13 protein-coding genes are annotated in these 13,547 nt (G+C 64.0%); 6 read left to right on the top strand and 7 right to left on the bottom strand.

From position 1 onward, the window contains the following. Positions 1–137 precede the first annotated feature (137 nt). The gene (locus DY467_RS14555) at positions 138–1,331 is read right to left on the bottom strand and encodes a PLP-dependent transferase (RefSeq protein WP_164637015.1); all 1,194 of its coding nucleotides are present in this window, start codon (positions 1,329–1,331) and stop codon (positions 138–140) included. Positions 1,332–1,604: 273 nt separating this feature from the next. Here DY467_RS14555 and DY467_RS14550 point away from each other — a divergent pair, with 273 nt between their 5' ends. Further along, entirely contained in the window at positions 1,605–2,906 is a 1,302-nt protein-coding gene (locus DY467_RS14550; protein WP_164637013.1) for an O-acetylhomoserine aminocarboxypropyltransferase/cysteine synthase family protein, read from the top strand. Between the two features lie 157 nt (positions 2,907–3,063). On the opposite strand, the gene DY467_RS14545 is transcribed toward DY467_RS14550, so the two are convergent. From DY467_RS14545 to DY467_RS14525, 5 genes are all read right to left on the bottom strand, one after another. Then, positions 3,064–3,552, bottom strand: coding sequence for an Lrp/AsnC family transcriptional regulator (locus DY467_RS14545; RefSeq protein WP_164637010.1), 489 nt, complete (start codon positions 3,550–3,552; stop codon positions 3,064–3,066). A 281-nt stretch (positions 3,553–3,833) separates the two neighbouring features. After that, positions 3,834–4,331, bottom strand: a complete 498-nt coding sequence (locus DY467_RS14540; RefSeq protein WP_164637007.1) for a cupin domain-containing protein — start codon at positions 4,329–4,331, stop codon at positions 3,834–3,836. Positions 4,332–4,373: 42 nt separating this feature from the next. Beyond that, on the bottom strand, positions 4,374–5,249 hold the full coding sequence (locus DY467_RS14535; protein ID WP_164637005.1) for a nucleotide-binding protein: 876 nt from the start codon (positions 5,247–5,249) through the stop codon (positions 4,374–4,376). A gap of 42 nt (positions 5,250–5,291) precedes the next feature. Continuing rightward, complete coding sequence (locus DY467_RS14530) at positions 5,292–6,215, bottom strand: radical SAM protein (protein WP_164637003.1); 924 nt, start codon at positions 6,213–6,215, stop codon at positions 5,292–5,294. Further along, positions 6,212–6,595, bottom strand: a complete 384-nt coding sequence (locus DY467_RS14525) for a NifB/NifX family molybdenum-iron cluster-binding protein (RefSeq protein WP_164637000.1) — start codon at positions 6,593–6,595, stop codon at positions 6,212–6,214. The genes DY467_RS14530 and DY467_RS14525 overlap by 4 nt, the downstream gene beginning before the upstream one ends. Positions 6,596–7,065: 470 nt before the next feature. Here DY467_RS14525 and DY467_RS14520 point away from each other — a divergent pair, with 470 nt between their 5' ends. Next, complete coding sequence (locus tag DY467_RS14520) at positions 7,066–8,463, top strand: pyridoxal-phosphate dependent enzyme (RefSeq protein WP_164636997.1); 1,398 nt, start codon at positions 7,066–7,068, stop codon at positions 8,461–8,463. 1 nt (position 8,464) lies between these two features. After that, positions 8,465–9,637, top strand: coding sequence for a trans-sulfuration enzyme family protein (locus tag DY467_RS14515; protein ID WP_164636995.1), 1,173 nt, complete (start codon positions 8,465–8,467; stop codon positions 9,635–9,637). Between the two features lie 109 nt (positions 9,638–9,746). On the opposite strand, the gene DY467_RS14510 is transcribed toward DY467_RS14515, so the two are convergent. Further along, complete coding sequence (locus DY467_RS14510; protein WP_164636993.1) at positions 9,747–10,793, bottom strand: isopenicillin N synthase family dioxygenase; 1,047 nt, start codon at positions 10,791–10,793, stop codon at positions 9,747–9,749. 496 nt (positions 10,794–11,289) lie between these two features. Here DY467_RS14510 and DY467_RS14505 point away from each other — a divergent pair, with 496 nt between their 5' ends. The 3 genes from DY467_RS14505 to DY467_RS14495 form a co-directional block, all read left to right on the top strand. Further along, the gene (locus DY467_RS14505) at positions 11,290–12,072 is read left to right on the top strand and encodes a MetQ/NlpA family ABC transporter substrate-binding protein (protein ID WP_205502387.1); all 783 of its coding nucleotides are present in this window, start codon (positions 11,290–11,292) and stop codon (positions 12,070–12,072) included. 8 nt (positions 12,073–12,080) lie between these two features. Next, positions 12,081–13,214 carry a methionine ABC transporter ATP-binding protein gene (locus tag DY467_RS14500; RefSeq protein WP_205502385.1) on the top strand — a complete coding sequence of 378 codons (1,134 nt, stop codon included), beginning with the start codon at positions 12,081–12,083 and terminating at the stop codon, positions 13,212–13,214. Further along, the coding region (locus tag DY467_RS14495; RefSeq protein WP_502706446.1) for an ABC transporter permease family protein at positions 13,168–13,547 on the top strand (380 nt) is incomplete at its 3' end. The genes DY467_RS14500 and DY467_RS14495, both read left to right, overlap by 47 nt.

The following is a 13,547-nucleotide window of genomic DNA, read 5'->3' as shown; positions in this document are numbered from 1 at the left end:
GAAAGCGCGGTGCGTTGCGATTTGAAAGAACTAACTGCGCCGCGTCGTGCGAGGAGAAGCAATCCTGTGTCGATGAGGCGCCGGGCGATGACGGTCGGCTACCAACTTACGGTATGACCCGTCCGTCGCGGTCACGATCAGGCGCCAGCGAGCGCGGAGTCGAGATCAGCGAGGAGGTCCCCGGCGTGCTCGAGCCCGATCGACAATACCACGCGCGGTGAGGCCGCAGCCCGGTCGAGGATGGCGCTGCGGACGCCTCCGTAGGTCACGGCAGGATCAAACAGCGTCAGCGCGTCCGTAAACCGAGCCGCAGCGGCTGCGCTGGGCAGATCGAAGGCGATCAACGCAGCTCCGGTGGCGAGACCGGACACCTTTGGATGCGCGCCCAGATAGGTCGCGACCTCGCGCGCACTGGCCGTCTGTCGGCGCAGCCGCAGCGGCAACGTCTCGACACCTTGGATGATCTGGAACACCGCCAGGGGATTGATCGCCGCGCCGAGATCGCGCAGCAGATGCGCCCGCGTCCGCGCCACGAACGGACTTGCGTTCCATTTCTTCACAAGCTCGGTCCAGACCACGCCGTGATAGGACGCATCCGGTTCGCTGAGGGTCGGCAGCCGGGTGGCATGAGCCTCCCAGGAAAACTGGCCGCCATCGATGATCAGGCCGCCTTGGGCACCATCGTGGCCGCCGAGATACTCGGCCGCCGAATAGATCACCAGCGCCGCGCCGTGCTCGAACGGCCTTAATGACAGCGGCAGTGCGGTATTGTCGACGATCAGCGGTACGCCGGCCTGCTGCGCCGCTTCCGCTGCACCGGCGAGCGGGAAGGCGCGGAGCTGCGGCACGCTGAGGCTTTCGACATAATACGCACGGGTACGTGCATCGGTCGCCGCGGCGAACGACTCCGCCGATCCCGTCTCGGCAGCGAAACGGACGTCGATCCCGAACTGGCGCAGCGAAGCGACGAGGCCGGCATTGCGTCCCGCCGCGATGTCTGGCGACAGCACGACGTTGTCACCGCTGTGAGTGATGTTGAGTAGCGCGTACAGCGATGCGCTCTCGCCGGTGGCGAGCGCAAGGGCCCCGGCGCCGCCTTCGAGTGCGGCCACGCGGCGCTCTAGAAACTCGCGGGTGGGATTGACGGTGCGCGTGTAGGTGTAGCCGATCTCTTCGAGCGCGAAGATACGGCGCGCGTGCTCGGTGTCCTGAAATTGGTACGACGTCGTCAGGTAAATCGGAGGCACCACTGCGCCGGTGACCGGATCGGCGCGGAACGAACCGCCATGCACCGCGAGCGTTTCGAAATTGGCGGCCTGTGGCTGGGTCATGGTGGCGCGCTCCTCGGCGGCAGAGGTGAAGAGAATGGATCGATCAGTGGATGTCGAGCGATGGATAGATCACTCAATGCTGCTGCAGCCGCCGTAACGCGGCGCATGCAAGACACGGCGCTGCGTCGACACCATACGGCGCGGTTTGGGAGTTTCGCGACGCGTGAGACTTCCGACAACTGAATAGCAAGTGTGTTCGAACGCGGCTTGTTCACAGCATCTGCAGAGAATACGGTTGGCACATGAAGTCAAGTAATCGTGCTGGAAAGTGAAATGTTCGCGCAAGCTTCAACGGTCGATGATAATCATGCTGTCCAACTGCTGCATCCCAGCACATTCGTTCTCCGCGGCGCACGTGGCCGTGCCGAGGTGAGTCGCCGTCCTGCGTCGCGCGGCGATGACGGGGGCAGCGCACCGCTGCATTTCGGCAGCGAGAGGCTGGATGCGCGGTATCGGGCGGTGAGCCATCCGGTGCTTCGCGAGTTGGAGAGTCGGCTGGCCGCGTTCGAAGGTGGCGCGGCGGCGCTGGCGGTCGCGTCGGGGCAGGCGGCATCGACGTTCTCGGTGCTGAACCTGGCGCAAGCCGGCGACAATTTCGTCACCTCCACCGGCCTCTACGGTGGCACCTGGATTCTGTTCGACAACACGTTGCGCGAGCTCGGCATCGAGGCACGGTTCGTCGATCCGTCTGACCCGGAGAACTTCCGACGCGCCACCGATGCGCGGACCCGTCTCTATTATGCCGAGACGCTGCCCAATCCGAAGCTGGAGGTGTTTCCGATCCGTGAGGTGGCCGCGATCGGCCGTTCGCTCGGGGTGCCACTGGTGATGGACAACACCGCCGTCCCCGGCGTGGTGCGTCCGCTCGATCATGGCGCGGCGATCGTGATGTACTCGACAACCAAATATATCGGCGGTCATGGCACTACGCTCGGCGGCGCGATCATCGACGGCGGCAACTTCCCGTGGCAGCAGCATGCCGAACGGTTTCCGCTGCTGACGGCGCCCGATGCGGCCGATCCGCAAGTCGTCTGGACCGATGTTGCGCGGCCGTTCGGCTCGATTGCGTTTTCGCTCCGCGCGCGGCTGAGGCTGCTCGGTGATCTCGGCGCCGGCATGGCACCGCTCGCCGCGTCGCAAATTTTGCAGGGGCTGGAGACGCTTCCGATCCGGATGGAGCAGCACAACGCCAATGCGCGTGTTGTCGCCGACTATTTGAAGGATCATCCGAAAGTTGCGGCGGTGCATTTCCCTGGCCTGCAGAGCGGTGAGCTCCGCCGTCGCGCCGACGCGTCGATGCGGGGAGGGTACGGCGCGCTGATCGGCTTCGAACTGCGCGACGGGCAGGCGGCCGGCCAGCGCTTCATCGAGGCGCTGAAGCTGTTCTATCACGTCGCCAACATCGGTGACGCCCGGTCGCTGGCGATCCAGCCCTCCGCCACCACCCATTCGCAGCTTAGCGAGCAGGACCAGCTGGCGGCCGGGGTGACGCCCGGCTTTATCCGGCTGTCGATTGGGATCGAGCATCCGGACGATATCCTGGCCGATCTCGCACAGGCGCTCGACGCTGCCTGATCGCTCATTCCCCGAGGGTTGGCGATGAGTCAGCCCTTGGGACACCCGTGGAATGGATTACGTGGCCGCGAGGCAAGCGCGGCGCACTGGATCGCTTCGTTGCGAGGAACGGCAGGCGCGCAATAGCTGGGATCGCGTGAGACGTCTTGGTCGATCGTTATGGCGTTGCTTGCGGGGGCGGCGGGACCACCGGGAGCGCGGTGATTGCCTTGATCTTTTCCATCGCAAACCGCGAGGTCACGTTCTTCAGTTCGGCAGTCTTGATCAGTCGGCGGTAGAACCGGTCGAACGACTTCATGTCGGCGACCACGACGCGCAGGACGTAGTCATAGTCACCGGCAAGCCGGTACACTTCGACCACTTCGGGCATGCCGCGGAGCTTGGCGGCGAATGAGGCTTGCCATTCCTTGGTCTGTTCGCCGGCTTCGATGAAGACGAACACCGACAGCCCGAGCCCGATCTTTTCCTGATCTACCAGCGCCACGCGGCCGGTGATGACGCCGTCCATCTGTAGGCGCTGAATGCGCTTCCAGCACGGGGTCGACGACAGCCCCACCTTGGAGGCGATGTCCGCGACCGAGTGAGTGGCATTCTCCTGCAACAGCCGGAGGATCTTGATATCGAGATGGTCGAGTGGTCGTGACATACCGAACTGACGACGGAGTGATCCTGATCCGAGGATGGTCTGATCGTGCGCCAAGCGTGACGAAGGGACGGATGCCATCGGTGACACCTTCGGCGGAACGAACTACTCCGCGATCTAAAGACGATCTCCGGTCGAACACAACATCCGCCAAGCAGTTTGAAAGATGCTGCTGCACTGTTAGTTGGGCGGAGAACAAATCGCTCGTGCGGCGGCATTCTCCGGCGCGAACATTCTTGCCCGGCCGCTGGTCGTTCCGGACCGAAAGGCCGTCGTGCTCCGAGTCAAGCTGCTCGACCGGTAAACTCGGCTGCCCACCCCGTGGCATCGCTGAGATAGCGAACGGCTTTGATCCGGCGGGCGGCGGTGAGGCGGAAGTTATGTTCGAGGCCCGCGGGCACCACGATGAAATCGCCGGGACCAACGTGAAGATCGGCTCGCTGCCCGTCGACGATCACGCCGAAGATGCCGGCGCCATCGAGGATGTGACGGATCTCGTCGCCGGCGTGGCGGTGCCAGCTCTCGAATTTGGTGGCGAGCTGCTCGTTATCCGCCCGTTCCGGATGCAGCACAATCAGGTCGCGCGACGGAAACTCCGGGCGCGGTGGTAGCGCGTCAAGCACGGTGGCGGTGGCAGTGTCGTCGAGCAGCGGTCGCGCCAGGGTTTCCGCCAGCGCCGTCGGCACCGGGCGATGCTCCACCACGATGCGATGCGCGCGTGCGATTGTTTCGATTTCCGCGGCGGTCGCCTCGCGTCCGTCGGCGAACAGGAGAGTTGCCATGGTTGTCCTCTTCAAAGCAGTCAGGGGTGGAGTGAGGGGGCGTCAGGCGACCGCGCGGTCGCGCTCGGCTTCGGCGCGCTCCGCGGCGACCAGTCGATCCGCCCAGCTGCTCGACCATTCGCGAAGTTGCTGCGGATCGAGCGGCGTTGGCACCTTGGACTCGGTGTGCTCTGCGATGCGGCGCGCGAGTTGGCGATAGATGTCGGCTTGAGCTGATTGCGGCGCCGCCTCGATGGTGGTGCGGCCGCTGAGTTCTGCTTGGGTGACGGTCAGGGAGCGTGGCACGTATTGCACGATCGGCGTCGCGGTGCGCGCGGCGAAATCGTCGATCACGTCGCGCTGGAAGTCGGTGTTGATTGAATTGGCGATGATGCCGCCGAGCAGGGCGCCGCCCGAATTGGAGAACCGTTCGATGCCGCGGAACAGGTTGTTGGCGGCATAAACCGCCATGAAGTCGGACGACGACACCGTGAACACGTGTTCGGCGATGCCCTCGCGCACCGGCACGGCGAAGCCGCCGCACACCACGTCCCCCAGCACGTCGTAGATCACGTAATCGAGGTCGAGTTCTTCGAATACCCGCTGCTGCTTCAAGAGTTCGACCGCGGTGATGATGCCGCGGCCGGCGCATCCGACGCCGGGCTGCGGACCGCCGGCCTCGACGCAATAGATGCCGCCGAACCCTTGAAAGATCGCCTCGTAGGCATCGACGCGTCGGCGCTCCGCCAGCAGGTCGAGCACCGACGGGATGTAGGCGCCGCCGCGCAGCGTGTTGGTGGAATCGGCCTTCGGGTCGGCGCCGAACTGCATCACCTTGTAGCCTGCTTCAGCCAGTGCCGCGCTGATATTGGAAGTGGTGGTGGACTTGCCGATCCCGCCTTTCCCGTAGATGGCGATTTGCTTCAGTTTGTTGGCCATGGTCGGCTCCTATCCAAAGGTTCCAATGACTGTGGGGCGGCGTCAGCCGTGCGAAAAGGTCGGCTCGGCGAGCAGATCGTTGCCATAGAGCGTGGCTGTGTAATCGCTGATCCCGAGTACGCCGCAGGCGTCGGCGCGGCAGGGTTGGCAATCGTGGAACACGCGCAAATGACGCTCGGCGTCGGCGCGGGCGACGTAGCGTCGCATCAGACTTGGCGCTGGAAGATTGGAGAAGCGATGCTGTGGGATCAGCGGGATGATGTTGATCATCCGCGCGCCGGCGGCTGCGACCTCGGCTGCGATGTCCCCGATGTGATCCTCGTTGACGGTGGGGATCAGCACGGTGTTCACCTTGATGGTGAGGCCGAGCGCGGCGGCAAGCGCGATACCTTCGAGCTGGTTGCCGATCAGACGCTCGGCCGCTGCCCGGCCATCGAGGCGTCGTCGTCGCCATGCGATCTTGGGCGTGATCGTGGCCTGGATGTCGGGATCGACGGCGTTGACCGTCACCGTGAGGGTTTCGATCCCCACCGCGGCGATCTCCTCGATCCGTGATGGCAGCATCAGCCCGTTGGTCGAGAGGCACAGCGTCAGTTGCGGCCAACGGGCGCGAATTCGCACGAAAGTATCGAGCGCATGATCGGTTGCCAGCGGTTCGCCGGGGCCCGAGATCCCGACCACGGCAAGGGAGGGGCAGAGTTCGAGCGCGCGTTCGACCACTGCCTCGGCGTCCTCCGGGGACAACAGCCGCGTCGCGACGCCCGGGCGCTGATCGCGGTGGTCAAAATCGCGTTTGCAGAACGAGCAGTCGATATTGCAACCGGGGCTGACGGGAAGGTGGAGCCGCTCCGCTGCGGCATGGCCTTCCGACGTGGTGCTGAAACATGGATGCCGGCCTTCCAGCGCCGGGAACGCAGGTGTCGCGTGCTGCAAAGCATCGGCATTTGCGTTCAACGATATCGTCATGCGGGGCAGCGCTCCCGCAGCAAGCTGCTCTCCGCCAGCTCGCGCAACACGCTGTCGACGGTATCGTCGGTCTCGAACGCGAGGATGTTGAGTTCAGCCAGGCGATTGACACCGCATTCGCCGATCTTGGCGACCACGACGGCACGGCAGTCGGCTACGAGATCGACCGAGACGTCGAGCGGATCGCGCTGCTGCGCCGCACTGCGGTCGGCACCGCAGCCGGGGATGTTGCGGCGGGTCTCAAGCAGCCGCGGAGTCGATGTCGAGACATCCCAGATCTGGAAGTCGGTCGCATAGCCGAAATGCTCGGTGACGCCGACCCCGTTCCCGGTGGCAATTGCAACCTTGATCGGTTCGGACTCCGATGATGGCGATCCCATATGGCCCCACGCAGCTCATCAGCGTATATCCGCGCGAAATGCGGATGATCGATTAGGTAGCTGATCGGCCGGAGCAATGGCTTTCGTTGTCGCTCGCCGAAGATGATACGCGTTCTGTCGAAATCGCCCGGCAATCAAATCGATGCTACGTCGCGTCGTGGCCGGTACGGCGTTGCCTCTCTGGCACCGCGCTTGTTCCAGCTTGGTACGGCAGATTGATTCCGGAACGCGATCCATCGCGGTTCATTGCTGTCAGCAAGCGATGCGTCGCTGAACAGGGCAGAAGCAAGATCTCCGTCCGCATGGCTGCGCGATACAAATCTGCTGCGGATGATGCGCTTGAGATCGCGTTCTTGCTGAACTGTTGCGTGCATATTGACGCCGCGGAGCCACGCGGCCCACTTTGATCAGCATCCGCGGCGGTGACGTCATTCCGCAGCTGCAATCGCGGAAGATCGAGAGAATACATCGTGAGCCTGGCCCGTCTTGCCACACCCAAGGATCGCTCGCCCAAGGCGTTGATCGATCTGATTGGGAACACGCCCCTGGTGCCACTGACACGGCTGGATGCCGGCCCGTGCCGGTTGTTCGCCAAACTCGAAGGCCAGAATCCAGGGGGGTCGATCAAGGATCGCCCGGCGCTGGCGATGATCGAGGCGTTCGAGCGCAGCGGCGAGCTGCGGCCGGGAGGGACCCTGGTCGAAGCGACCGCCGGCAACACCGGCCTCGGTCTGGCACTGATCGCCGCGCTCAAAGGCTATCGGCTGGTTCTGGTCATCCCGGACAAAATGAGCCGCGAAAAGGTGCTGCACCTGAAGGCGATGGGCGCCGAGGTGGTGATGACCCGCTCCGACGTTGGTAAGGGACACCCGGCTTACTATCAGGATCTCGCCGAGAAGATCACCGCGGAAACCCCGGGCGCGGTGTTCGTCAATCAGTTCGCCAATCCGGCCAATCCGCTCGCCCACGAATACGGCACCGCGCCGGAAATCTGGGAGCAGATGGATCGCCGCGTCGACGCGGTGGTATGCGGCATCGGCTCCGGGGGCACGCTGACCGGAATCGGGCGGTTCTTTCAGCGCGCCTCGCCGACGACCGAGATCATTCTGGCCGATCCGAAAGGCTCGGTGCTGGTCGACGTTGTCGAAGGGCGTGAGCCCGGCCCGGTCGGAAGCTGGCTGGTCGAAGGCATCGGCGAGGATTTCGTACCGAGCAATGCCGAGCTGAAGCTGGTGGCGCGTGGCTACACGGTCACCGATGCCGAATCCTTCCACGCCGCGCGTGAACTGCTGCGACGAGAGGGGATTCTCGCCGGCTCGTCGTCTGGCACGCTGCTGGCGGCTGCGCTGCGCTATTGCCGCGAGCAGACCAGGCCGAAGCGGGTGGTGACGCTGCTGCCGGACGGCGGCAACAAATATCTGTCGAAGATGTTCAACGACACCTGGATGGCCGATCAAGGCTTCGTCCCGCGCCGGCACGACGGCGATCTGCGCGACCTGATCGTACGCCGCCACGACGAAGGCGCTTCGATCACGGTCGCTCCCGAGGATACGCTGAATTTCGCCTATTCGCGGATGAAGCTCTACGAGGTGTCGCAACTGCCGGTGCTGGTCGACGACCGCGTCGTTGGCATCATCGACGAGTCCGATCTGCTGATGGCGACGATCGGCGATCCGGCCAAATTCGCCGAACCGGTACATTCGGCGATGAGCAAGCGGGTCGAAACCGTCGAGGCGTCGGCACCGTTCGAAAGCCTGATGCCAGTGTTCGACCGTGGTCACGTCGTCGTGGTCGTCGACGGCTCGCGCTTCCTCGGTCTGATCACCCGGATCGACCTGATCAATCATTTGCGTAGCAAGGTGCACTGACATGGATAAGACCACCAACCTGCGGCAGCGCGGGGCCAACACCCGTGCGGTGCACGGCGGCCAGCATTTCGATCCGTCGACCGGCGCGGTGACGACGCCGATCTACGCCACGTCGACATTCGTTCAGTCGGCGCCCGGCGTGCACAAGGGCTACGAATACGCGCGCTCGCAGAACCCGACGCGTGCCGCGTTCGAGGCCGCGATTGCCGATGCCGAACGCGGCCATGCCGGCTTCGCTTTCGCCTCCGGGCTTGCAGCCGAGGCGGCGCTGTTGGAGATCGCCGGGCAGGGCAGCCACATCGTCGCGTCGGACGATCTTTATGGCGGAAGCTGGCGGCTGTTCCATCGGGTGCGCAGCCATTCGGCCGGGCTGACCATCACCCATGTCGATCCGGCCAATCTCGATGCGCTGCGCGATGCGATCCAGCCGAACACCGCTTTCATCTGGATCGAGACGCCCAGCAATCCGACGCTGCGCTTGGCCGATCTGGAAGCGATCGCCGCGATCGGCCGCGAGCGCGGCGTCCTCACCGTGGTCGACAACACCTTCGCGTCGCCGGCGGTACAGCGCCCGCTGGAGCACGGCATCGACATCGTGGTGCATTCGGTGACCAAGTACATCGGCGGCCATTCCGACATCGTTGGCGGTGCGATTGTCGTTCGCGATCCGGAGCTGGCGCAGAAGCTGCAGTTCCTGCAGAACGCCACCGGCGGCATCCTCGATCCGTTCTCCAGCTTCCTGGCGCTGCGCGGCATCAAGACGTTGCCTCTTCGGGTGCACCGCCATAGTTCGAATGCACTGGCGGTGGCGCGCTGGCTCGATGCCCATCCGAAGATCGAGCGGGTGGTCTATCCCGGGCTCAACAGCCATCCGCAGCACGCACTTGCGGTGCGCCAGATGGACGGCGGCGGTGGCATGGTGGCTGCCTATCTGAAGGCCGACGAACAGCAGGTCGTGGACGTGCTGAGCCGCTTCAGGCTGTTCGCGTTAGCGGAGAGCCTGGGCGCCGTGGAGAGCCTGGTTGGGCAGCCGTGGACCATGAGCCACGGCTCGCTGCCGGAAGAAGATCGGCTCGCGCGCCAGATCACACCCAATCTGATCCGGCTGTCGATCGGCATCGAAGACGTCGAGGACCTGACCGACGATCTCGAGCAGGCGCTGTCCATCTTGTGACGAGCCCGCTGGACAGGGATATCTGAGCACAGCAAATCAGAGATGCCCGGCATATGCCGGGCATCTTTGTTGTTATCGCGATCCAATGAGGCGGTACGACTGTTGCGGCCTAATAGGCCGCCGCGAGGCCCGGCTTGATCGCATATTCCTCCAGCAGATCGGCATGGTGACGTTCGGCCACGTCCGGGTGCGAGCGCAGACGGCCCTTGAGATAGTTGCGTCCGACCTCGCGGAACAACGGGTTCTGTGGATCCTGAGTAACGCCGCGGGCGTAATCGGTCAGCTCCGGCGGCAGCGTCAGCACCGGCACGGTGGCGTCGAGCCGTGCGCCGAGGAAAAACGCGACCGATAGCCGGTCGGTGTCCGGCGGCGGAGATACCACCCGGTGCACATTGGCGCGCAGGGCACCGTTCGAGGCCAGCTCGAGGATCTCGCCGATATTGACCACGAACGATCCCGGCAGCGGCGGCGCATCGATCCAGCCGTCGGCGGTTTCGACCTGCAAGCCCGCCACGGTGTCCTGCAGCAGGATCGTGACGAAGCCGGAATCCTTGTGGGCGCCGACGCCCTGGTCGCTCTCGTCCGCTGCTCGCCCGGGATAGCGGATGATCTTGATCAGCTGGTTGGGCGAGGGCACGTAGATTGGCTCGAACACGTCTTCGGATTGTCCGAGCGCTGCCGCGAACACCCGCAGCACTTTGATCGCAAGCTCCGTCACCTCCTGCTGATACCGTAGCAGCAGCGGCTTCAACTCCGGCAGTGCATCGGGCCATTGGTTCGGTCCCTGCAGCCGGGTCCAGGCCGGCGCCGACCGGCTGAGCGGGAACGCCTCGCGTTCGGCCCCAACATCGAGCTGTTCGCGCCAATCCGGTTGGCCGCGGGTAAATTCCCGGCCCGCGCGGGTGTAGCCGCGGAAATGCGGCGAGTTGATCATCTCGATCTCGAGCTTGTCCGCCTCCGGAAGCGCAAAGAAGTTGCGCGAGGCGAACAGCACGTCGCGGATCAGCCGGTCAGAGATGCCGTGACCGACAAGGTAGAAGAATCCGGGACCGAAGGCGGCGTTGCGGACATCGCGGAGAAATTCCGCCCGCGCGGCGGTGTCGCTGCGAAATCGGCTGAGGTCGAGGACGGGAAGCTGCGAGGGCGATGCTGTCATCGATTGGCTCCAACTATAGCGGCTGCTTCGAATGATGCGTGCGTGCCGACATGCTGTCGAGGCTTCGGCGAAAATAGCATCGGTCGTGCTGTCGATCAGTGTTGGTCCGTTGGGTTTATTTCCTCGCGGATGCGCTTCGTAGTTGGTCCTGCTTCCGAAAGCATCGGTGTTCTCGAATCCGAAGCGGCGCGCATCGCCTGCGGGCCGATAGCGATCGTTGGCAGCTTAGCTGCAATCAAAATTACCGATTGGATGCCTGATCTCGAATCTCGCATGGATTTCGAAGAAGCTTACCTGCAGAGCAACTAATTTAGATGGCCGTACTACTCACGAAAATTGAAAACGCTGGGAGTGCCATCTAGCATCGGTGATCGTCGATCGGGCGCCGCAGTTGATGTTGGCAGCCACGTGATCGGTTGGGCTGACCTCGGTCGCGAGCATCGCCATGCCCGCAGACCTGCAGGTATCTTTGAAATTGGGAAGGGAATTTAACTTGATGCGACCGCTCGTATTCTCCGTCATTCTCGCCGCCGCGATTGGGGCCGGAATTCCTGCCGGCGCCGAGACCATCCGCGTCGGCGTCACCAGCGGTCCGCATGCGCAGATCACCGAGGCTCTGGTTCCGGTCGCCAAGGCCAAGGGGCTCGACGTCAAGCTGGTGGAGTTCTCCGACGGTGCGCTGATCGATGTTGCCACCCATAATGGCGAGCTCGACGCTAACGCCTTCCAGCATACGCCCTATCTCGATCAGCAAAACCGTGACCGTGGGCTCGACATCGTCTCGATCGGCCGCACTATCCTGCTGCCGATGGCCGGCTATTCCCGCAAGCATAAGTCGCTGGCGGATCTGCCGATCGGCGCCAAGATCTCGATTCCGAACGATCCCACCAATGGCGGACGGGCGCTCAAGTTGCTGGAGGCGGGCGGCGTGATCAAGCTCGCGCCGGGCAGCAATTTCAGCGCGACCGAACTCGACATCGTCGACAATCCGAAGAAGGTGAAGATTCTGGCGATGGAAACCGCGCAGCTGCCGCGGTCGCTGGAAGACGTCGATTTTTCGGTCATCACCTCGTTCTTCGCCCTGAGTGCGGGTCTTGTTCCCAATCGGGATTCGCTGCTGATTGAAAGCCAGCAGTCCGATTACGTCTGCCTGATCGGGGTCGCTCGCAAGGATGCGGACAAGCCTTGGGTCAAGACCTTGGTCGAGAGCTATCAGTCGCCCGAGGTAAAGCAGTTCATCGCGACGAAATTCAACGGCAATATCCTGGCGGCGTGGTGACGGATCGGATGAATGCGCTCCCGCCACCATCCGAATTTCACCTCGTCGCCGGCGGAGCCGACGCCTCCCGGGACGCGGTGATCCGGATCGAGCATCTCAGCAAGACGTTTTCGGACGCCGCCGGGCCGGTGCTCGACGACGTCTCGCTCACGATCCGTCGCGGCGAAATCCACGGCATCATCGGCAGGTCGGGAGCTGGCAAAAGCACGCTGGTCCGCTGCATCAATCTGCTAGAGCGGCCGACCTCAGGGCGGGTGATCGTCTCGGGCCGTGAGATCACCAGCCTGCGCGGCCGTGCTCTGCGCAATGCACGACGTGATATCGGCATGATCTTCCAGCACTTCAACGTGCTGTCGTCGCACACGGTCGCCGGCAACGTCGCGCTGCCATTTAAGGTGGCGGGGCTGCCGCGCGCGGAGATTGCTCGGCGGATTCCGCCGCTGCTCGATCTTGTCGGGCTCGCACATAAGGCGGACGCCTATCCGTCTGAATTGTCAGGCGGTCAGAAACAGCGAGTCGGAATTGCCCGGGCGCTTGCGCTCGATCCGTCAGTGCTGCTGTGTGACGAAGCAACCTCGGCGCTCGATCCGGAGACCACCGACCAAATCTTGGCGCTGCTGCGCGACATCAATCGCAAGCTCGGCCTCACCATCGTGCTGATCACCCACGAGATGCACGTGGTGCGCGACATTGCAACCCGCGTGGCGGTGCTCGATCATGGCCGGGTGGTGGAGGAGGGCGCGACCTTCGACGTTCTGGCGTTTCCGAAATCAGCGGTGGCGCGGTCGTTCCTGTCCGGACTTGTGGCGCACGAATTGCCGCCACCGGTGGCGGCGCAGCTCCTGCCGGAGGCCGTGCCCGGCAGCGATCCGGTGCTGCGCATCGTGTTCACCGGAACCGCGGCGCACGACCCGATCGTTGCTGATCTCGTGTCGGTGTTCGGCGTCCAGCCCAATATTCTGCACGGGCGGATCGATTATGTCGGCGACCGGCCGCTCGGCGTGCTGACGCTGGTGGCGGGCGGGGCCGGCGACAAGCTGCCTGCCGTGCTGTCGCATCTTTCCTCCCTTGGATTAGTCGTGGAAGTCATCGGTCATGCCGTTCGATCTGCTGTCGCCCGCCGTCACAGCTCTGCTCGTTGAGTCGCTCAAACAGACCGCCTACATGGTCTCGGTCGCGGCCGTGGTCTCGACTGCGCTCGGCCTGCCGCTTGGCGTCCTGCTGGTGGTGACGTCGCCGGGCCACATTCTGCCACTGCCGATCTTCAATCGGGTGCTCGGCACTGTGGTCAACCTGGTCCGGTCGACGCCCTTCATCATCCTGATGGTGGCGATCATCCCGTTCACGCGCTTCGTCGCCGGCAGCTCGGTCGGCACCAGTGCCGCGATCGTTCCGCTCACTGTGGCTATCACGCCGCTGTTCGCGCGGCTTGCCGAGACCGCGATGCGTGAGGTCGATCGAGGGCTGATTGAAGC

Origin of the sequence: Rhodopseudomonas sp. BR0G17 (assembly GCF_010907025.1) — a bacterium.
GTDB lineage: Bacteria > Pseudomonadota > Alphaproteobacteria > Rhizobiales > Xanthobacteraceae > Rhodopseudomonas > Rhodopseudomonas palustris_H.
Note: the sequence above shows the minus strand (reverse complement) of the source record. Positions and strands in the feature narration are given on the sequence as shown.